The following is a 21572-nucleotide window of genomic DNA, read 5'->3' on the forward strand; positions in this document are numbered from 1 at the left end:
AACTAAAATATCTACATAAGGAGATGAACTTAATGAATTCAGGACAAGAAAAATTTTTCAACTTTATAATGGAAAGAGTAGAATTAGAAAAGCAAGCTAAAGCAAAAGAATTACTTAGTGAAAGTTTTGCAAAACAAGCTGACGGAAGTTTTAATAAAGAATATATGATGAATTTTATTCCAAGAATGTTAGAATTAATAAAACCAGAATATATAGATGAGGTTAAAAATATAATGACTAATCACAGAGCATAATAATAATTCATATCTATTGACCATTAAGTAATTAAATGTTATTATCTATCTAACAGTTGGTACATAAGTGCTAATTATTCGTAGAGCTTGGTTTGTCTTTCGCCGGATGCCAAGCTCTACTTTATTTTATCTACAAACTCTACTCATGAAAGGAGCATAAATTGTGGATTTTAAAAATTTAGGAATAAATGAATACATAATAAAAACTTTAAATAAGAATGGAATAAAAAATCCAACTCAAATACAAATTGAAAGTATACCAGCAATATTAAATAATAAAGATGTTATTGGTGAAGCTAAAACTGGTACAGGAAAAACTTTAGCATTTCTTCTTCCTATCTTTCAAAATATTTCAAAGGAAAGTAAAACAACACAAGTATTAATTATTTCTCCAACAAGAGAACTCGCAATACAAATAACAGAAGAAGCTAATAAACTTAATACAAATAATGAAATAAATATATTAGCTGCTTATGGTGGAAAAGATGTTGGTTCTCAAATAAAGAAATTACAAAATAATATTCATCTAGTTGTTACAACTCCTGGTAGACTTCTTGATCACCTTAGAAGAAAAACTATAAACCTTAGTAAATTAAAAACTGTAGTTATAGATGAAGCTGACCAAATGTTACTTATGGGATTCAAGAATGAAATAGAAGAAATAATGAAGTCTACTCCTAAAAAGAAACAAACTCTTTGTTTCTCTGCTACTATGGATTCAAAAGTAAAAAAACTTGCTTATAGATATATGAATGATCCTATATTTATAGATGTAAAAGATAATTCTGTAACAGTTGATAAAATAAAACAAGATGTTGTAGAAACTACTGATAGATGGAAGCAAGATTCTCTTTGCAAAGTTTTAGAAGAAGATAATCCATTTATGGCTATAATCTTTTGTAGAACTAAAAGAAGAGCTGATGTTCTTGAAATAGCTTTACATCAAAGAGGATTCAATTGTCAAAAGATACATAGTGATGTTCCTCAAGCTAAGCGTGAAAGAATAATGAAATCATTTAGAAATGCTGATATTCAATATTTAATAGCTACTGATGTTGCATCAAGAGGTATAGATATTACTGGAGTTACTCATATTTATAATTATGATATTCCAGAAACTCCTGAAAGCTATATACATCGTATAGGTAGAACAGGAAGAGCTGGTGAAGAAGGATATACTTGTTTATTTGTAGATCCTAAGAATCAAAATCTTTTAGCTGAAATTGAAGAAAAACTAGGATTTAGCATACCTAGACGTGAAGTTTTAAGATAGTAAAAAAGAGTTACCTAAGTTTTTAGGTAACTCTTTTTTTATTATTGATGTTGTTTTTCTATTACAACTTGAGTAGTTTGCCACTCACCATCTTTAAGTTCAACATCATAAGCTTTTCCAAAGCCTTTAACAAGTCTTCCTTTACCTACATTTATCTCAAATAGATTAAAGTCTAAACCTCTTAATAAATCCATTATAGTTTTTCCTTGAATTTCACTAAACTTACTCATAATTTCTTCTTTATCTTCTATCATCTTAGCCTCAGCATCAAATGATATTCTTGATCTTGCAAATGTTACATCAACATTACTCTCATCTTCAATAACCATTATACTTACATTAGAATTATTTGATATATTATCGTAATGCTCTGCTACTTTACTTATATAAATATAGAACTTATTATCCATAAAAACATATGGTGCATAACTTATTCTGGGATTTTTTTCACTATCTAAAGAACTTATTATTAAAGTCTTTTGCTTATTTAATATACTTTGCATTATTATTTCCCCCTATTTTTTTCACTTTTAATTTTATTGATTACGCTGATAATATCTTTTCTAATAAATATAAACATCCCCTAAATCCTACAAATGGTGTATAAGGATATATATTTACTTTATCAATATTAGGGTTACTTATTTGAAGTTCCATAGAACTTTCATGTTTCATATCTATACTTACACCATCAGCTAAAAGCATAAATAATTTATTATCTCTTAAAAATTGTTCTCTCTCCATCTCTGAAGAATTTACAATAATATCATCTAATTTTTCTTTTACACCATGTAAAACTTCTGCTCTACTAACATTTAAACCAAGCTCACTTATAAAATCTTTCATAGAAATAACAGTATCTCTATCACCAAATATAGCAACATCTTTATTTTCTAAGCCTCTTATTTTAAATCTAAGTCTAAAAAGATATTTCTTTATAAGTTTTTCCTCTTCTTCTACTCTTTGTTTATTAATCTCATATTTCATAAGTTCTGAAATTTCATTAATCCAAGCAAGAGTTTGGGTTAAACCTACAGGCTTTTTATATACATAAGGAATATTGTATTTTTTCTCCATAAACTTAGCTACTTTTAATCCTTCTTTTCTAAGTACGATATTTAAAGAAGCCTCTGAAGCTTTTTCTATTTCATCTACTGAAGTATAAGCAGTAAATATAGTATTTAAATCTTTATTAAATACTTCTTTCATCATTCTTTTTACTTCTACACTATCCTGCATAAAGTTATAACAATCAGCTGTACTTCCAATAATGTTATAAGTATCTTTCTTTTCACTTGGAGCTTTAATCATATTTTTAGCTATTAATCCTAAGGCCTCTTCAACTCCAGCATTGTAATCATCCTTTAATCCACCTGTTGTTATTGGTATAAGCTTTGCATTTACTTCATTTGCAAGTTCCATACAAACACTCTCAATATCTGCACCAATTATAGATGAAACTGATGATGCCATTATAAATATATATTTAGGTTTTACATTTACATCAACTTCTCTAATACAATTTTCTATTCTTTTATATGAACCAAAAGTTATATCACTTTGATCCATATGAGTTGAATATAAAGTACATAAATCATCAGCATTTAAAGTTCCTATTCCTTCAATTGCATAGTGAGTAGTTCCAGCTGGTCCAAATTCTATAATACAAACATCTTTTATAGTACATAATGTCCATATAATTCCCATTCTATCTGAAGCAACAGGATAATATTTATATAAATTCATTACTAATCCTCCTTAAAACTTTCTATTAAAACTTTCATAATTCCTATAGGAAGTTCATATCCTATTTTTTGTGCATTAGCATCTAAAGTTAATTGCTTTAAGCCTTTTTGTTTTAATAGCATAGGATTTTCATGACCTATATATATTTCTGAATTTAACTTATCATATAAATGTCTAAGTGGTGCAATATTAGCTATTCTTGTTATATAAGGATTAAATCCTTTTTCTAAAATTTTATCCTTCCACTTAATATCAACATCATATAATTCTCTAACTTGTATTAACTCTGGCTCAAGTCCAAGTTCAACTAAAAACTCAGCTGTTTCAAATGCCATCATAGGAGTATTACCATATATAAATTTCTTTTTATCAAGTAATTTCTTTGCTTCTACAAATAGACAATCATACTCATCTCTTATTTGTACTAATTTATCTTGTAATTTTATTTCTAAAATTTCTTCTATCTTTCTATAGCACTCATCTATTGTTTCTTTATTCATATGCTTGTCAAAGAATATATAAGGAACATTAAATCTTTTTTCCATTTTTTCTGCTAAATCTAAAGCTATCATATCTGTAACTATGTTGAGTTTTGCTTTAGTAGCATTTCTAATTTCATCAATTTCACATTTAGAAGGAATTATAGTATTTATTTCTATCCCTTCTTCTTTAAGAAGTTTGATAAGTTCAGTATTTTCTACTCCCTCTTGTCTATGTCCTAAAATATTTATTCCATTATTATTTTCTTTCTTCTTCATTAAATTAATTAATGCTGATATTGATCTTGTCATTCCTGGAATATGGCTATTACACTTATAATGTTCAGTCTTTACAACTAAAACTGGTATATCTAAATCATCTGAAATTTCATCAACTATTCCTTCATAGTCTTCACCTATAAGTTCTGGAACACAAGTAGTAACTACCATTACTCCAGTAATATCATTATTTTTAGCTATATACTCAACAGCTTCTTTAACTTTTCTATCTGCTCCAAATACAACATCATTTTCTTTTAAAACTAAAGAAAATACTTTATCATTTCCATTATGTCTGTGATTTGAAAATACCTTTGTATAATAAGTACATTCGCTTGTCCCAACAACTAATAAGGCTAATCCCTTAATATATGAAGCTGTAAGAGCTACTCCAAATAAAGGACAATGTGTTCCAGGGAAAATAGCATAACTTAATCCCTTAATATCTTTATCTTCTTTTATCTTATCTAATCTATTTAAAACATCTAAATTATAATTCACAGTTCTTACACCTTTCCTCACTTTTATAACATACTTCTAATGGATATATTTGAGGTTTATTATTTATAGGCTCTTTATTTATGCAGCATTTAACATTATAAACACTATGAATAATTTCTTTATTTATAACATCCTCAGGTTTTCCATCTGCAACAATATTTCCGTCTTTCATAATAATTACTCTATGACTATATCTAGCTGCTTGATTTAAATCATGTAAAACCATAAGAATAGTCATATTAAATTTTTCATTTATACTCTTAACAAGTTCCATTAATTCTAACTGATGACACATATCTAAATATGTAGTTGGCTCATCTAAAAGTAATATATTAGTTTTTTGAGCAAGAGCCATTGAAAGCCATACTCTTTGTCTTTCTCCACCTGATAGATTTGAAACAGCTCTATCCTCATATTTTTTAACTCCAGTATTCTCTAAGGCCCAATCTACTATTTCTAAATCTTCTTTATTTTTAGATTCATACCACTTCTTATGTGGTATTCTTCCATAATAAACAAGATCTTTCACACTTATATCATTTGGTGATGAATTATGTTGTGAAAGTATAGCTAATGATTTAGCTATTTCATTATCTTTCATTAAATCCATAGATTTATCCATAATAAATATTTCACCACACTCTTTTTTTAATAATCTAGACAAAGATTTTAAAAGAGTTGATTTTCCTGAACCATTTGGCCCTATTATAGAAACTATTTCACCTTTTTTAATATGAAGAGATAAATCATTTATTATCTTCTTATTTTCATATCCAACATTAATGTTCATTGCCTTTAACATCTATTTTGCACCTCTTTTTCTAAGTAAGTATAAGAAGAATGGTCCTCCAACTATAGACATTATTACTCCTACTGGTATTTCTAATGAACCAAGTATAGTTCTAGCTAAAGTATCAGCTACTAAAAGCACTATTGCTCCAAGTATCATTGAAAATGGAATTGAATATTTATGATCAGAACCAATAATCATTCTACTTATATGTGGAACAATAAGCCCAACAAAACTTATAATACCAACAATTGCTGTTGAAGTACCTGCAAGAAATACTGCTACTACTGATAATAATACTCTTGTTTTATTTACATTAAATCCAAGGCTAGTTGCAGAACTATCACCAAGACTTAATACATTTGCACCTCTTGCACATAATAATGATAAAGATAATCCAATTACAGAATAAAAAGCTACAATTTTAACATCATCCCAGGTTTTTGAAGCAAGGCTTCCATTAAGCCATAATAAAGCTCCTTGAATTTTATCGCTATATAAAGTTGTAAGTAATGCTATTATTCCACCTAAAATAGCATTTACAGCAACTCCAGCTAAAACTACCCTAATTGGATCTAGCCCATTTTTCCAAGCCATAAGATAAACTACAATACAAGCAATTGCTCCTCCAACAAAAGCTACTAAAGGAAGAATTCCTACATATTTAGGTAATAATAAAAGAATTATTATAGCCATAACACTAGCTCCAGAAGATACACCTGTTATTCCTGGATCAGCTAAAGGGTTTTTCATAACAGCTTGGAGTAAAAGTCCTGCTATTGCAAGACTTGCTCCAACTAAGACTGCTAATACATTTCTAGGAAGTCTCATCTCATATAAAATAGTTGATGCCATTTTATTCTCACCAGATAAACCTGCTATCATTTCACTAAAAGATAATCTAACACTTCCTATTGTTCCAAATAAAAATATTAAAGCTATTAATATCACAAAGCTTGTACATATAATTACAAGCTTTTTTTTATCTAAAGATTTCTTTTTCATACTATTCTCCATAAACTATATTCCCTAGTTGTTTAATAGCTTCTGTTACTTTAAGATTTGCAGATACTCCAAAAATAGTAGGATCTAAATCAACTACGTTTCCGTTTTTAGTTGCATCTAAAGATTTCCAAGCTGGGTCTTTACTAAAAGCATCATCAAAAGCTTTTTTACTTGTTTCTAGATCTCCATGAGATAATCTTAAAATATAATCTGGATTCATCTTTAAGATTTGCTCCATACTAAAGTTTAAATATGCTGAATCTACACTTTCCACATCATCTGTAACATTCTTAACACCAATAGTATCAAGCAAATCTCCAACATAAGATTTATCAGTTGCTAACATAAAACTTTCTGATGTTCCAAAAAGAACTGCAACACTAGGAGTTTTACCTGTTTTCTCTTTAATTTTTAAAACATCATCAACAGAAGTTTGAAGCTCATCAGCTAATTTATTTGCTTCTTCCTCTTTTTCTGTTTCTACTCCAAGTTTCTTTATACTTTCTTTAAAATTTGAGAAACTTGTTGTATCAAAATAGAATGTATTTATTCCATATTTATTTGATTGCTCTTCAAATTTATCTTTAAAATTACTATCTATAACTAAAAGATCTGGAGTTAAAGATGTTATAACCTCAAAATTAGGCTCAAAAGATTGTCCTACAGCTTTTACATCTTTATATCTTTCAGGTAATGTAGATTTTGTAGTAGGAATACCTACTAAGTCTAAATCTAGCTTATCCATAACTTGAGTAGCCGCAACAGTAGATGAAACTATTTTTAATTCTTTTTTAGGTTCTTGTACTACTTTTTCTTCTGCTTGTCCCCCGCAAGAAACTAAAAGTAAACCTGCTCCTACTAATACACTTAACACTAATTTTTTTAACATAATTCTCTCCCCTAATTTTCACTATTTAATATTTTTTTAGCTAAATCAAAATATGTACCAGCCATATCAGACTTTTCATCATATTCTATAACTGTCTTTCCATCATTTTCAGAAGTTTGAACAGTCTTATCTCTAGGTATATATTTAATAATACTTGTATCTATTTCCTCACAAAGCTTCTCAACAAGCTCTTTTTCATTTTCAACATTTTTAGCATTTAATATAAGTCCCTTTAAAGTTGCATAACCTTTATTTCTAAATTGTTTTACAGCAGTTGAAATATTACTTGCTGCATACATTGACATCATTTCTCCTGATGTTACAACAAAAACTTCTTCTGCATATCCATTTCTTATTGGCATTGAAAAGCCACCACAAACAACATCTCCTAAAACATCATAAATAACAATATCTGGTTTATATACTTCAAAAGCATTTAATTCTTCAAGTTTTTCAAATGCTGCAATTATACCTCTTCCAGCACATCCAACTCCTGGAGTTGGTCCACCTGCCTCAACACATAAAACTCCATTAAAACCTTCAAAAACTATATCACTAAGTTCTAAGTCATCTCCTTTTTCTTTCATAGCATTTAAAACTGTAGGTATAAATTTACCTTTCATTAAATTTTTAGTAGAATCTGCCTTTGGATCACAACCAACTTGCATAACTTTATATCCTAAAACTGATAATGCAGCTGATAAATTTGAAACTGTTGTAGATTTTCCTATTCCACCTTTTCCGTATATAGCAATTTTTTTCATTTATTTTGACACCCTTCCATAATTTATAAATTTATTATATAATGAAAATGATTATCATTATTAATTATTTTTAGATTTTTTATACTATTTTTACATAAAATAATTTAAATTTAGGGGGATGAAAGATGAATCTAATAAAAAACACTCAATTTGCTACGATACTAGAAAATTTTTATTTAATAACCAAATCACCTATTTTAATGTTAGATACAAAAGATAATCTAATCATATATAAAGGAGGTCATGATAATATTTCTTTGCCTGATTGTTATATCAAAGAAATCTCTAATAATATAAAACTTAATAATGATATAAAAAATTCTAAATCTATAAAATTTATAAATCTAACTAATAAATTAAAGTTACCTGTTATCTTTATTTCAAACAATAAATTAATTAATCATTACTTTGTATTCTTTCCTTTTAGACATGAAATTAAAGAATTAGATATAGACTCCTGTTCAAATGCTACTTTTATACCTGAATACTGTTTTTCATATTTGGGTGAATTATTAAAAATAATTATTAATGATAGTTTAATTAATGATAAAGAAGCAAACTTTATGAGCCTAAACACAAGAAAGGCAATAGAACATATTCATAAAAATTTTGATACTAATATCAGTACTGACTTTATGGCTGATCAATTAAATATTAATAAATGTTATTTTTGTAATCTCTTTAAAAAAGAGACAGGATTAACATTTACTAATTTTTTAAAGAAATTTAGAGTTGAAAAAAGTAAAGAGTTATTAAAAAACTCTAATTTATCAATATTAGATGTAGCAATTTCGGTAGGATTTAATAGTCAAAATTACTATTCTATGAGTTTTAAAAAATTAAATAACATTACACCTCTAGAATATAGAAATCTACTATAAACAATGTAAATATGAATAAAGCACCTTGAAATGATTATACTAAAATTAGATATTAATTATTGAAAGGTGTTTTACATATGAAAAAATTTATTAAAATTAGTTTATTAATATTTTCGATTATATTTATTTCTTTTAATCCGATTATTAGATATGTTAATGCACAACCAACTGCAACTCCTAGTCCTGCACCAGCACCTGCTCCAGCTCCTAATCAAGCACAAACTCCACCACCTTTAAGTCTTGTAAAGGAAGCTGATAACGTACTTGTGCTTCCAAAAAGATTTCGAAGGAGTACTGATGAAATAAATACTTCTCAAAATCCAAATCTAAATTTAAATGGATTAGATAAGTTAAATATATCTGGTAGTGCTCAATTTTCTGAAAATGAACTTTTAGTAGTAAAACAAGCTCTCGGAAATAAGATGCCTATTTACGTTATTGATTTAAGAGAAGAATCTCACGGATTTATAAATGGAATAGCTGTTAGTTGGAAAAATGCACATAATAATGCTAATAAAGGTCTTAGTTTTTTAGAAATTATAGATGCTGAAAATAAGTTATTAAATTCTGTGCAACTTAATAAACCTCTACAATTTTCTAATTCTAAAGAACAAATAGTTCCTGAAAGGGTACAAAATGAACTTGACTTAACTAAAGCTCACTCATTATTTTATGACCGTATTCCTGTAACTGATGGAGAATTACCAAGTGCTGAAAGAGTTAATTATTTTGTTGGCTTTGTTAAAAATCTACCTAAAGATACTTGGGTTCATTTCCACTGTAAAGAAGGTATAGGTAGAACTACTACTTTTATGATAATGTATGATATTATGAGAAATTGTAGTAATGTTAGTCTAAATGATATTATCTCTAGACAAGTATTACTTGCAGGACTTAATGAAAAAGAAACCCTTAGTTTTACTACTGGAAAAAGGTATGAATTCTTAAATAAATTCTATGCAGATTACAACGCTTCAGCTTGTACTTTTTCTATAGCAAGCTAAAAAAATCCACGATTAAACTCGTGGATTTTCTATATTTAAAAGTTTTTTCTTTATTTCAATTCCACAAGCATATCCTGTGAGATTACCATTACTTCCTATTACTCTATGACATGGAACTATAATTAAAATTGGATTTTTATTATTAGCCATACCTACTGCTCTTGCTGCCTTTGGATTCCCAATCTTTTCAGCTATATCTTTATAACTTACAGTAGTTCCAAAAGGTATTTTTATTAATTCATTCCAAACTCTTTTTTGAAAATCCGTTCCCTCAGGTGCAAGTGGAATAGTAAATTCTTTTCTTTTACAATCTAAATATTCATTAAGTTGTTTTGCAGTTTCTTTAATAAGCTTTGTTTCTTTTTCTTCTATTTTATCTATTTCTAACATTTCAGATGGATATATATTAGTGATTCCCCCACTATTCTCAATAATAGCAATTCTACCTATTTTAGTATTATAGTAATATATACTTTTCATATAAATTTCACCTCTAAAAATTTTTAAAATATTATATTTTTCTTTTAAGAGATATTTTAAAATCAAGAATTACATTCTAACATGATATAAAAAATAATAAAAGGAGGATATTACATCCTCCCTTTTAATTTTAAATATATTTAATTGTTGTAATCTTAATATATTTTATTATATTAACAATACTTTTAGTAAATATAGTAACTACAGTAAGAACTAAAAGAGCATTCCCTACTTCACTAGCTATACTTGGAACTTCAAAGCCTAAAACTAATTTAATTACTATTTTTATTAATATTAAAGAAACTAATATTATTAAATCTATTATTGAATTTTTTAAATAAACTTCACCTGTTTCTTTATTTAATGTTAAATGAGAAAACTTTGCTCTAAATACTCCAATTATTATTCCTAAAATAGCCATTATACCTAATACAGATACTTCTCCTATAGATATTGAAGTATGTATATTTGATGTGCTGTGTGAATTTACAATTGAAGAATATATTAAATATAAAATTACTAATGGTAATATACAAAGTGATTTTAAAGTTACTTTTTTATCTTCATTTACTGATTTAAATCTTTTTAAAATTATAATTAATATTACTATTGCTGGTATTTGCATTCCTTATCGCTCTCCTACAATTTATCAAATCTTATATACTTATTATAAAAAAAATTAATAATATTGTAGTGTTACTAAAGTAATATAAAAAGTAATATTTTTTATTATAAAAAATTAAATATCTTAAATTAAGTAAAAAAATAACTAGCTTAATTAAAATAAGCTAGTTATTCTTATATTAAAATTATAATCTTATTACTTCAACCTTATATCCATCTGGATCAGTTACAAAATAATACTTTGGAGCTTCACCTGGTAATCCCTTTAATGGTGTTACTTCATATCCTAAAGCAATATGCTTTTCTCTTTCTGCTTCTAAATCTTCCACCCCTACTGCTGTATGGCTAAATCCATTTCCTATTTCATAAGGTATTTCTGTATCATAATTATAAGTAAGCTCTATTTCATATCCATCCATTTTATCTGAAAGATATACTAATGTAAATTTATGCTCTGGGAAATCTTTTCTTCTTGTTTCAACTAAACCTAAAGCATCTCTATAAAATTTTAAAGATTCTTCTAAATCCTTAACTCTAATACATGTATGAAGCATTTTTATTGCCATAAATATCACTCCTAAAAATTTATTATTTATATCTAGTAAATAAAATTCTCTTTTAATTATTAATTATATCATTTAACCATAAAAATACAATATAAGTACTATTTATATCTATAATTAAAAGTTTGTCTTATTCTAACTATTACTTCTTAATGTTAAAAAATAAAAAAGCTGTAGTTTTACCTACAGCACAAATTACAATCTAAAATTATCTTCTATTTTGCTCTTTTCTAGCTCTTCTACATGAAGCACATCTTACTGGCTCATTATCGAAACCTTTTTCTTTATAGAATTCTTGTTCTCCTACTGAAAATACGAATTCTTCGTTACAATCTCTACATAAAATTATTTTATCTGACATAAATAATTCCTCCTAAATTTAAAAGATTCTAATTTATAATAATCTCCAATTAAGAGAAACTAATATATAATAAAAACTTTTTTTGTTGTTAGCATTTCTGCTACTCTCTTATAGTAACATATAAAAAAATATATTGCAAGCTTTTTACAAAAATAAAATTATTTTTAAAGATTTTATTTTTCTGTATCTTTATTTTATCATTTGTTTTCTCTTTATCAATTTATATAACTTCACTAATTCATACCACATAATAGAAGCTATTGATACAACAACTACTATAAGTAATCTACAAAAATTAAGTGGTGCTAAATTTAAGAAAGCTGAAATAGGTGTATATAGTATTAAAGCTAATCCTAAAACTGTTATAATACCTACTCCCCACATAACTGGATCTTTTTTAAGTTTCATCATTGACCTATATGCAAAATCTTTATCGGAACTATTAACTTGTACAAGGAATATATTAGAAAGTATCAATATAGAAAGTCCCATCGAACGAGCTATATTATCTGAAACATTATTTACTTTTAGTTCTATATAATAAACCATAAAAGCAGCAGCAAATAAAATCACACCTTGCACTATACTCTTTATTATTAATTTTGAATTTACTATACTTTCTTTAGGATTTCTTGGTTTTCTAACCATAATATCATCTTCTGCTGGTTGTCTTTCTAAAACAATAGAACAAGTAGGGTCTATTATTAATTCTAATAAAACAACATGCACAGGTAATAGAAGAAGAAATCTAGCATTTATTCCAAGAAGAGGTGCTATTAAAGAAGAAAGAGCTATTGGTAAATGTATAGTTATTGCATAACCTATTGCTTTTCTTATATTATCATAAATTCTTCTACCATCCCTAATTGTATTAATTATAGTAGAAAAATTATCATCTAAAAGAACTAAATCAGCTGCTTCTCTTGAAACTTCTGAGCCCCTTTTTCCCATCGCAATACCAATATCAGCATATTTAAGAGCTGGTGCATCATTAACTCCATCACCTGTCATAGCAACTATTTCTCCATTTTCTTTAAGTGCTTTAACTATTCTCATTTTATGCTCTGGAATAACTCTTGAAAAAATACTTACGTCTTTAACTTTACTTTTAAGTTCTTCATCACTCATATTACTAAGATCATCACCAGTAATTATTGACTTACTATGTGGAATTCCAACTTGTTTTGCAATTGAACTTGCTGTAATACCATTATCTCCAGTAATCATAACTACTCTTATACCAGCCTTTAAACAATTTTTTATATCTTCTTTAATTCCTTCTCTTGGTGGATCTTGAAGTCCTATAAGTCCAAGAAACTCTAATTTACAATCATAGATATTACTTGGTACCTCTTCCTTACTAGCTACCATCATTTTACCTACTGCAATAACTCTATGACCATTAGAAGAAATCTTAAATATTTTTTCTTCTATCTCTTTTCTTTCAGAATCACTTAAACTACAAAGAGTTAAAATTTTCTCTGGTGAACCCTTAGCAGCTACAATAACACCTTCATCTTCTCTATTCCAAACATGTCCCATCATTTTTCTTTCAGTAGTAAAAGAATACTCTGTAACTAATTCTCCACTAAATAATTCATCCTTTGTTATATTTAATTCTTCACAATATTTAAGCATGGCTTGTTCCATTGGGTCATAAGCATCAGTTTCACAAGCCATTCCCATTACTCTGATTAATTCTTTTATATCATAATTCAAAGCCCAAGTTTGACTAACACTCATTTTATTCATAGTAATAGTTCCTGTTTTATCTACACATAAAACAGATACTTCTCCTAAAGTTTCAACTGATGATACCTTACGTACTACAGCTTTTTTTCTTGCTATTCTCCATGCTCCCATAGATAAAAAAACTGTTAAAATAACAAGTATCTCTTCTGGTATCATTGCCATTGCAAGAGTTATACTAGATAATATACTCTCTATAATTCTATCTACAAATGAAAGATATGAAAAATTTAAATAACTTATAATAAAAACTGCTACACATAGCCCTACTGCTATAATTCCACATACCTTAATTAATTTTCTTATTTGTTTTTGCATTGGAGTAGGTTTTTCAGGAGCTTCTACTACATTAGTTCCTATCTTTCCATACTCTGTTTCAGCTCCAATCTTTTCAACTAAAACAGTTGCACTTCCTTGAATAACAAGAGTTCCTGCATAGCAATAATTTCTTTTCCAATGCTCTTTATTACTTTTATCATCATAATCTCTCTTCCAAATAACCTTTGATTCACCTGTTAATGATGATTCATCAATACAAAGATCATTAAGCCTTAGAATTCTACCATCTGCTGGAACCTTTACGCCCTCAGTTATTATCATTAAATCACCAGGAAGTAAGTCATAACTTTTTATAACTGTTTCTTGTCCATCTCTTATTACAGTTATATTAGGAGCTGATAAATTTTTAAGTGCATTTAAAGTTTTATCAGTTTTCCATTCCTGAATAACATCAATACCAACCATACCAATTACAAATATTATCATTATAACAGCATCACGAGGTTCTCCAAGTATAAAGTAAATAATTGCTGCTATAGTTAAAAATAAAAACATAGGCTCCTTTAAAACTTCTAGGAGCTTTAAAAATAAATTCTCTTTTTTATCAGGAATAAGTTTATTATCCCCATATATAAGTTTCCTCTCTAGTACTTGACTTGAATTTAGCCCTTTTAATTCCTCTATCTTTTTTTGTTCTGTCATAAAGATTACCTCCATTTTAATCTTTAATTTAAATTAAAGATTTTTTGTTTGATAGCTCTATGTCATTGCATTAAAGATTTTATCTCAGTTATTGTTCTAATATTGTTCTAAAAATAAAAAAAACCAGTAGAACAATTTACTGTCCCACAGGTATCATAATATCCTGCTGCCAATTAAGGCCCGGCTCCGATAAATACATGATTTATTGGCCTGCTCAGTTTGTACTGTAGATTTGTATGCAGTGCAAAGAGATTTCTTTATATACTATGTGCAAACAAAAAAAATTCCACTTAATTAAAATATTTTTTTAAATTAATAAAAAAAAACCCTCTAAAAACTTAGTGGGTTCCTCTTTTATGTTTATTATTTTAGATTAGAAATTCTTTATTATTTCTCTTCCTTCTTCAATAGCTGCATTTATTGTAGCTTCAACATCTGTTGAACTTTGATTTAAACCATCTAATGCTATTGTTTTAACATCTTGAATTCCATATAATCCAAGTACTGTTCTAAGATATCTATCTCCCATTTCTACTGGAGAATTAGCATATACTCCGCCTCTAGATACAACATGAACAGCTTTTTTACCTTCTAAAAGTCCTACTACACCTTCTGATGTATATTTAAATGTAATTCCTGCTACTGATACATAATCTATGTAAGCCTTTAATATTGCTGGTACACTTAAATTCCACATTGGTGCTGCAAATACATATTTATCTGCTTCTGCAAATTGATAAACATACTTTAATAATGAATCATTCTTACTATTTTCATCCTTAGGTCCATATAATTTTCCCAAATCTTCTGGTCTTAAAAAATCTATATCTTCTTTATATAAATCTAATACTTCAACTTCATCATTAGGATTAGCCTTTTTATAATCTTCTACAAATTTATCAGCGACTTCAAAAGTTTTTGATTGTCCTTCTGGTTTAATATTTGCTTTAATATATAATAATTTACTCATGTCGAATACTCCTTTGTCTTTTGTTTATATATCAAAAATCTTTATTTTTAAAAATTATATTTTTATAATTTTATCATGATTGATACTCTTTATCAAACTTGTTTTACTTTCAAATAATTATTTTTATATAGTAATTACTTTAATTTTTAATTTCTTAAACAGTTTTAAGTATATTATCTAATAATAAAAATTTGATAAGTGAGATAAATATTTTACATAATAAAACTAATGGAAGTAGCTTTTCCTACTTCCATTTTCTATATATAAAACTATAACTATATCATTACATTTATTTATTTTTTTTATTTATTTTCTTAAAATAGAATCTTCTATAAACTAAATAAATTATCGCTGATGATGGTATATTCATAAGTCCTATAATTCCCCAAAGCCATGGATTAGGTAATCCTTTTTTCATTGCATCCCTAAATATAAGAGTCCCCTGTATAATTAAAATTATAAGTAAAAATATAATCAATATCTTCTCTACTTGTGTCATTATACTCTTTGCCCCTTTCTTCTCTTTAATAAAACTGTATTTAATATTAATAATATAATTAACAGAATAAATTGGAATCCAAGTACTACTTCAAAAGAAATTTTCATCCCAATAACTCCAACAATAATTGATATTAAAATAGATAAACTTAAAAATTCAAAAGTAGATTTTTTAAGCTTTTTCTTAAAACTTATATCAAGACCTTGTTCAACTATAAAATCTAGATTAATAGGAATTTTGACCTCTTTTTCTATATTCTCAATGCAAGACATCTTATCTAAAGCATCTTTCAAATCTCTATTTTCAGAGGTAGCACCATCTAGTGATCCCTCATAATATTTATCAATATCTTTATTAAATTCATCAAAAGATTTCATTTTATCTACCTCCCTTAAATTTTGAAATAATCTCTTTTATTCCATAGTGTAATCTTGATCTTACAGTCCCAATTGGACAGTCAACTATATCACTTATCTCATCATAGCTATATCCATAATAATGCTTTAGTATAAAAACTATTCTTTTATCATTTGGCATATCTTTTAATATTTTTAGTACTTCTTCTATCTCATTTTTCTTAATCACTTCATCCTCTAAACAATATGACGATGGAATTACATCAAGTAAAATATCTGTTTCTTTAACTTTCCTCAAATAATCTCTATATTTATTAGTAGCTATTTTTATTAGCCAAGTTGAAAATTTAGCTTTAGGGGTAAACTTATTTATATTAATAACAGCTGATAATAAGGTATCTTGTATTATATCTTCTGTTAATTCTTTATTACACGTAAGCTTTAATACATATCCTTTTAAAATAGAAAAATTCTTATTAATTAATATTTCAAAAGCATACTTATCTCCATTTTTAGCTCTAGCTATTAAATTTTCTTCCTTTAAATTTTTAAAATCCATAAAATATTCCCCTTATTTTAAACTTATGTCAATATCTTAAATGCCAAAAATTGAATTTTATTAAGTTATATTTTAGAGTAGCTTTTTAAATCTCTTTAGGGTTTTATAGCCAATAGAAGAATTAAAGTTATTTTATCTAATATTTTAAATTTCTTGTTTATTAAATATAAAACATCCTGCTAATATGAGCATTAATGATAACATACTTACACATATTACAGGTTTTAAGAATTCAACTCCACTAACACCACTTAGTACTTTATTCGCAGAATCAACAATACTATTTGGTGATATAGAACTAATAAATTCTCCTAAATATTTAGGAACAATAATTAAAATATTATATAATATAAAAGCTCCAACAGCTACTGCTAATTGCTTTTTCAAAAAGCTAGATAAAATTAATACTATAGAAACTACCAATAATAGATTAGGTAGATATATTGCAGCTCCTTTAAATAAAGCGCCCCATTCTACACCACCATATAAAATATCTGTATAATATCCACAAATTCCTATAGCAATAAAGAAACTAATACTAAACAATACACTATAAATGATTAACTTACTAAAATAATATAGTCCTCTTCCTATCGGCTTTACTAATACCATAGCAGTTACACCACTTGAACGTTCTTCAACTATAGTTCCCATCATTATTAAAATAATAGTAATAACACCTAATTGCTCAAATTGACTTAATATAGAACCTAATACATCTGAAACTCCTATAGTTCCAATATTAATAACCATTCCTGCTGGTAAATTACTACTTGATTCTAGTAATTTAGGCAACAACTTTAACACTATTGGCTGCATTAATAATATTCCAATGAATATTAATGGAAGCATTATTATTTTATAATTCTTAAATAGCTCTTTTGCTTCTTTAATCAACATTTGATTCATCATAATTGCTGCTCACCACCTTTAGAAAAATATCTTCTAATGATATATTACCTTCGTTATAAGAAAGTAAGTTTAAATTTTCATCTATAATCATCTTAAGAATTTCTTTACTTGCTTCTTCTTTTTTATCAGTACTAACCTTAAATCTAACACCATCCCATTCAACATTATAAATATATGATCTTTTAGCTAAGATATCTTTTATATTCTTATCTGTTTGTTCAATAGAAAATTCTATTACATTTTTAGCATACTTCTGTAGCAATGATTCCATTGAATCTGCTATAACAACTGACCCTTTATCAATTATTACAACTTCATCTGCAACTCTAGCAATATCATCTATAATATGTGTAGATATAAATATTGTCATATTACTTTTTAGCTCCTCTATTAACTTTAGAACATCATATCTACCTATAGGATCAAGTGCTGAAACTGGCTCATCTAATATTAATAATTTAGGATTGTTAATTAAAGCTTGAGCTATTGCTAATCTTTGTTTCATTCCACCACTATATTCTCCTATTTTTCTATTTCTTTCTTCCCATATTCCACATTTTTTTAATAGCTCTTCACTTTTATTTTCTATAGTCTTTTTATCTAACTTAAACATACTTCCAATCCAGTACATCCACTCTAGTGCTGTCATATAATCATAAAACATAGGCATCTGAGGACAATACCCAATAACTTTCCTAATTTTTTTGCTATATTTACTTACATCATAACCAACCACTTCTACTTTTCCTGAAGTAGCTTTTGCTAATCCTGCTAAAATTTTGATAGTAGTAGTTTTTCCAGCTCCATTTTTCCCTAAAAAACCTATACAGCCTGTCCCTTCAACACTAAAGCTTACATTTTTTAATGCAATTTTCTCTTTATATATTTTTGATAATCCCTCACAATTAATAACTTTCATCTCTGCTCACTTTCTACTATATCTAAAATCATCTATTATCTTTTTTTCTTTCCCACAGTTAAATAAATAATTGGTCCAATAAATCCTATAAATGCAATTATTGCTGCCCATAAAAACTTATTTTCACCTTTTATTTTTTCTTTATCTATTTTAAATAAATCTACTAAGCCTATTAACATCACAACAACCTGTATTATTATTAATGGCATTATTAACTTTAAATCTACCCCCATGACTTTCCCTCCTACTTTTTTATTTTAAATCTAAAATATTTGAAAGCTTTCTTTTTATTTCACTTCTTTAACGTATCATTTTAAAAAAAAGTTCAACAAAATAAAAATTTATTTTTACTATAATTATATTTATAAATTATAATTTACTTTAATTTATAGAAATACTTATAAAATTAAATTAATGCTACTTATCTTTATGCAATAAATTTTAATATTTAAGAAAAACTAATTATAAAATAAATTTGAAAGGATTGATTTTATGAGCACAACAGGTGAAAAACCAGGAAAAGGACAATATACTTGTACTAACTGTGGAAAAACTATTCTTTTAGATAAAAATTCTGACAAGCTTCCACCTTGTCCAAATTGTCATGAAACTGATTATAAAGTAACAGATTAAAATAATAAAAAAGGCTATATAGGTAATATTAATCAACCTATATAGCCTTCTATATTTAATTTAAATTATTTTTTTCTTCTGAAAATTCCTATAGCTGCTATAGCTGACATTATTCCTGCTAATAAGCCAAGGTCATTTTCTGTATTATTTAATCCAGTGTCTGGTAATCCTGTTTTGTTAACAGTTTCTTCATTATCACTTTTAATAGTAGATCCTGAATTACTACTATTATTAGTTACTCTTGGATTTACATTAGCACTATTATCAGTATGGCTTCCATTATGATTTTCTATTGGATTATCACCAATATTATTTCCATTATGGTTTTCTACTGATTTTGTATTACTATTTTTATCAGTGTTGTTTCCACTATGGTTTACTGTTGAATTTACATTACCATTATTATCAGTAGTATTTCCATTATGATTTACTGCTGGTTTCACATCATTATGATTATCAATAGTATTTCCATCATGATTTACTGCTGGTTTTGTATCATTATGATTATCAGTAGTATTTGCATTATGATTTACTGCTAGTTGATCTGATACTACATTGTAAATAATAGTAGTTTCACCCTTTTCAACTTTAGTAGGAACTTCTTGTACTTTATTACCATTTACAGTAGCAGATACTGATTGTAATTTATAACCACTTGGTATAACTACTTTATTTATCTTACTTCCTACAGGTTCATTATAATTACTATCTAATAATACCTTACCATCATTAGTAATAATTTCTTCCTTTACTGTTCCTTTTTCTGCTTTAGCTGGTTCTTGATTTACTTTTTTAATCTTACTTACATGATAGATTATAACTGTATCTCCTTTAACCACCTTAGTAGGTACTATATTAACATTTGTTCCATCTACAGTAGAATCTACACTATCTATATGATATCCACTAGGTATGTTAACTGATTTAATTTCACTTCCTACTTTTTCCTTTGAATCAGTACTATAAATTACTCTACCATTGTCAGCAATAACTTCTACCTTAACATTTCCACCTTCACTAATATCTTTCTTATTACTATCTGAATTATTATTATTTGTTACTGGACTCACATTATTAGGTATATTTGTTGAATTATTTTTATCACTACCTATAGTATTATTTATATCTGATTTGCCATTAGCATTTACAGTATTTCCTTGATTATTATTTTCAGGTACATCTACATTATAAATTATAATAGTCTTATTATCTGTATCTGGATTACTTACTATTTCATTCTTAACATTACTTTCTGAAACAGTATTTCCATTTACAGTTATATTAACTAACTTATCTTTACTTGGAATTGTTATAGGATTGAATTTTAATCCTACTACTCCATTATGAGCAGCTTCTTCAACAACTTTTCCATTTTGATCAATTACCTTAACAATTACCTCACCTTGTTCTTGTGGTTTAACTACTGGTTTACTGTCATTCTTATCAGTGCTTGGTTTGTTTTGATCATTATGATCTACTGCTGGCTTGTTATCAGTATTTCCTGCCTTATGATTTCCATCAGGTTTAACCGCTGGTTTACTATCATTCTTATCAATACTTGGTTTGTTTTGATCATTATGATCTACTGCTGGCTTGTTATCAGTATTTCCTGCTTTATGATTTTCATCCGGTTTAAACGCTGATTTACTATCATTCTTATCAGTACTTGATTTATTTTGATTATTATGATCTACTACTGGTTTATTTTCAGTATTTCCTGCTTCATGCTTTTGTTCTGGTTTAACTATTGGCTTAGCACTTGGTATTTGCTCAACAACATATACTATTGAAGTAGTATCTTTACCTATTTCAACTTTATAGTTATCAGCATCCTTTACTTCTTTACCATCTATAGTTACCTTTTCTAATTTATAACCTGCTGGTACTGTAAGACCCTTAACATCTACTTCTGTATTTTCTTCTGCTGTTTTTACAGTCTTAGTTGGTATTAAAACTTTACCTGTATTTGTTATCATAGTTTCTGTTACAGAATTACTTGGTATTTTAGCTAAATGATAAACAACAACTTGTTTTTCATTCTTATAATCTAAATCATTTACTGAATCTACTTTCTTTCCGTTTACTGTTATTGATTCAACTT

At 27.0% G+C, this 21572-nt stretch carries 24 protein-coding genes, 1 pseudogene and 1 riboswitch; of the genes and pseudogenes, 5 read left to right on the forward strand and 20 right to left on the reverse strand.

Annotated features, from left to right (window positions below):
* Window positions 1-32 precede the first annotated feature (32 nt).
* Together BN8917_RS10915 and BN8917_RS10920 are read left to right on the forward strand one after the other, a co-directional pair.
* A complete protein-coding gene (locus tag BN8917_RS10915; RefSeq protein WP_066874340.1) occupies window positions 33-254 on the forward strand; it encodes a hypothetical protein in 222 nt (73 codons plus the stop codon).
* A gap of 163 nt (window positions 255-417) precedes the next feature.
* On the forward strand, window positions 418-1527 hold the full coding sequence (locus BN8917_RS10920; RefSeq protein ID WP_066874342.1) for a DEAD/DEAH box helicase: 1110 nt from the start codon (window positions 418-420) through the stop codon (window positions 1525-1527).
* A 41-nt stretch (window positions 1528-1568) separates the two neighbouring features.
* On the opposite strand, the gene BN8917_RS10925 is transcribed toward BN8917_RS10920, so the two are convergent.
* Genes BN8917_RS10925 through BN8917_RS10955 form a run of 7 tightly spaced genes read right to left on the reverse strand, consistent with a single transcriptional unit; the run spans window position 1569 to window position 7980 of the window.
* Window positions 1569-2030 carry a HugZ family pyridoxamine 5'-phosphate oxidase gene (locus BN8917_RS10925; protein ID WP_066874344.1) on the reverse strand — a complete coding sequence of 154 codons (462 nt, stop codon included), beginning with the start codon at window positions 2028-2030 and terminating at the stop codon, window positions 1569-1571.
* 40 nt (window positions 2031-2070) lie between these two features.
* Window positions 2071-3273, reverse strand: coding sequence for a nitrogenase component 1 (locus tag BN8917_RS10930; RefSeq protein WP_066874346.1), 1203 nt, complete (start codon window positions 3271-3273; stop codon window positions 2071-2073).
* Between the two features lie 2 nt (window positions 3274-3275).
* Window positions 3276-4532, reverse strand: a complete 1257-nt coding sequence (locus BN8917_RS10935) for a nitrogenase component 1 (protein WP_066874348.1) — start codon at window positions 4530-4532, stop codon at window positions 3276-3278.
* Window positions 4522-5334: an ABC transporter ATP-binding protein gene (locus BN8917_RS10940; RefSeq protein ID WP_066874350.1), complete on the reverse strand. Its 813-nt coding sequence runs from the start codon at window positions 5332-5334 to the stop codon at window positions 4522-4524. Before BN8917_RS10940 ends, BN8917_RS10935 begins: the two co-directional genes overlap by 11 nt.
* Window positions 5335-6327, reverse strand: a complete 993-nt coding sequence (locus BN8917_RS10945) for a FecCD family ABC transporter permease (RefSeq protein ID WP_235830003.1) — start codon at window positions 6325-6327, stop codon at window positions 5335-5337. It abuts the gene before it with no gap.
* A 1-nt stretch (window position 6328) separates the two neighbouring features.
* Window positions 6329-7216, reverse strand: a complete 888-nt coding sequence (locus tag BN8917_RS10950) for an ABC transporter substrate-binding protein (RefSeq protein WP_066874354.1) — start codon at window positions 7214-7216, stop codon at window positions 6329-6331.
* Window positions 7217-7227: 11 nt separating this feature from the next.
* The gene (locus tag BN8917_RS10955) at window positions 7228-7980 is read right to left on the reverse strand and encodes a nucleotide-binding protein (protein WP_066874356.1); all 753 of its coding nucleotides are present in this window, start codon (window positions 7978-7980) and stop codon (window positions 7228-7230) included.
* 125 nt (window positions 7981-8105) lie between these two features.
* On the opposite strand from BN8917_RS10955, the gene BN8917_RS14655 reads away from it, so the two are divergent.
* Entirely contained in the window at window positions 8106-8861 is a 756-nt protein-coding gene (locus tag BN8917_RS14655; protein WP_066874359.1) for a helix-turn-helix domain-containing protein, read from the forward strand.
* Between the two features lie 77 nt (window positions 8862-8938).
* Window positions 8939-9865, forward strand: a complete 927-nt coding sequence (locus BN8917_RS10965) for a phosphatase domain-containing putative toxin (protein WP_066874361.1) — start codon at window positions 8939-8941, stop codon at window positions 9863-9865.
* A 12-nt stretch (window positions 9866-9877) separates the two neighbouring features.
* Here the strand turns inward: BN8917_RS10965 and BN8917_RS10970 are convergent, their stop codons facing one another.
* From BN8917_RS10970 to BN8917_RS11025, 12 genes are all read right to left on the reverse strand, one after another.
* Entirely contained in the window at window positions 9878-10345 is a 468-nt protein-coding gene (locus tag BN8917_RS10970) for a methylated-DNA--[protein]-cysteine S-methyltransferase (protein ID WP_066874363.1), read from the reverse strand.
* A 130-nt stretch (window positions 10346-10475) separates the two neighbouring features.
* Window positions 10476-10970 (reverse strand): CcdC protein domain-containing protein, encoded by a 495-nt coding sequence (locus BN8917_RS10975; RefSeq protein WP_066874365.1) that lies wholly within the window; start codon window positions 10968-10970, stop codon window positions 10476-10478.
* Between the two features lie 184 nt (window positions 10971-11154).
* Window positions 11155-11535 carry a lactoylglutathione lyase gene (gloA, locus tag BN8917_RS10980; protein ID WP_066874367.1) on the reverse strand — a complete coding sequence of 127 codons (381 nt, stop codon included), beginning with the start codon at window positions 11533-11535 and terminating at the stop codon, window positions 11155-11157.
* Window positions 11536-11740: 205 nt separating this feature from the next.
* The gene (locus tag BN8917_RS10985) at window positions 11741-11893 is read right to left on the reverse strand and encodes a zinc-ribbon domain-containing protein (protein ID WP_066874369.1); all 153 of its coding nucleotides are present in this window, start codon (window positions 11891-11893) and stop codon (window positions 11741-11743) included.
* A gap of 189 nt (window positions 11894-12082) precedes the next feature.
* On the reverse strand, window positions 12083-14623 hold the full coding sequence (locus tag BN8917_RS10990; RefSeq protein WP_066874372.1) for a cation-translocating P-type ATPase: 2541 nt from the start codon (window positions 14621-14623) through the stop codon (window positions 12083-12085).
* Window positions 14624-14760: 137 nt separating this feature from the next.
* Window positions 14761-14851, reverse strand: a riboswitch (NiCo riboswitch).
* A gap of 145 nt (window positions 14852-14996) precedes the next feature.
* Complete coding sequence (locus BN8917_RS10995) at window positions 14997-15593, reverse strand: FMN-dependent NADH-azoreductase (RefSeq protein WP_066874374.1); 597 nt, start codon at window positions 15591-15593, stop codon at window positions 14997-14999.
* A gap of 289 nt (window positions 15594-15882) precedes the next feature.
* On the reverse strand, window positions 15883-16092 hold the full coding sequence (locus BN8917_RS11000; protein ID WP_066874376.1) for a hypothetical protein: 210 nt from the start codon (window positions 16090-16092) through the stop codon (window positions 15883-15885).
* Window positions 16092-16469, reverse strand: coding sequence for a hypothetical protein (locus tag BN8917_RS11005; protein ID WP_066874378.1), 378 nt, complete (start codon window positions 16467-16469; stop codon window positions 16092-16094). The genes BN8917_RS11000 and BN8917_RS11005 overlap by 1 nt, the downstream gene beginning before the upstream one ends.
* Window position 16470: 1 nt before the next feature.
* On the reverse strand, window positions 16471-17007 hold the full coding sequence (sigY, locus tag BN8917_RS11010) for an RNA polymerase sigma factor SigY (protein ID WP_066874380.1): 537 nt from the start codon (window positions 17005-17007) through the stop codon (window positions 16471-16473).
* A 144-nt stretch (window positions 17008-17151) separates the two neighbouring features.
* Window positions 17152-17919: an ABC transporter permease gene (locus BN8917_RS11015; protein ID WP_084748615.1), complete on the reverse strand. Its 768-nt coding sequence runs from the start codon at window positions 17917-17919 to the stop codon at window positions 17152-17154.
* Window positions 17897-18838, reverse strand: coding sequence for an ABC transporter ATP-binding protein (locus tag BN8917_RS11020; protein ID WP_066874382.1), 942 nt, complete (start codon window positions 18836-18838; stop codon window positions 17897-17899). Before BN8917_RS11020 ends, BN8917_RS11015 begins: the two co-directional genes overlap by 23 nt.
* A 35-nt stretch (window positions 18839-18873) precedes the next feature.
* Window positions 18874-19071 carry a PLDc N-terminal domain-containing protein gene (locus BN8917_RS11025; protein WP_066874384.1) on the reverse strand — a complete coding sequence of 66 codons (198 nt, stop codon included), beginning with the start codon at window positions 19069-19071 and terminating at the stop codon, window positions 18874-18876.
* Window positions 19072-19330: 259 nt separating this feature from the next.
* Between BN8917_RS11025 and BN8917_RS11030 the strand changes: the two genes are divergently transcribed.
* Window positions 19331-19471: a zinc ribbon-containing protein gene (locus BN8917_RS11030; RefSeq protein ID WP_066874386.1), complete on the forward strand. Its 141-nt coding sequence runs from the start codon at window positions 19331-19333 to the stop codon at window positions 19469-19471.
* 65 nt (window positions 19472-19536) lie between these two features.
* On the opposite strand, the pseudogene BN8917_RS11035 reads toward BN8917_RS11030, so the two are convergent.
* Window positions 19537-21572, reverse strand: a pseudogene (locus BN8917_RS11035) (hypothetical protein); the annotation flags it as partial.

It is taken from the genome of Clostridium mediterraneense (genome assembly GCF_900091705.1).
Classification (GTDB): domain Bacteria; phylum Bacillota; class Clostridia; order Clostridiales; family Clostridiaceae; genus Sarcina; species Sarcina mediterraneense.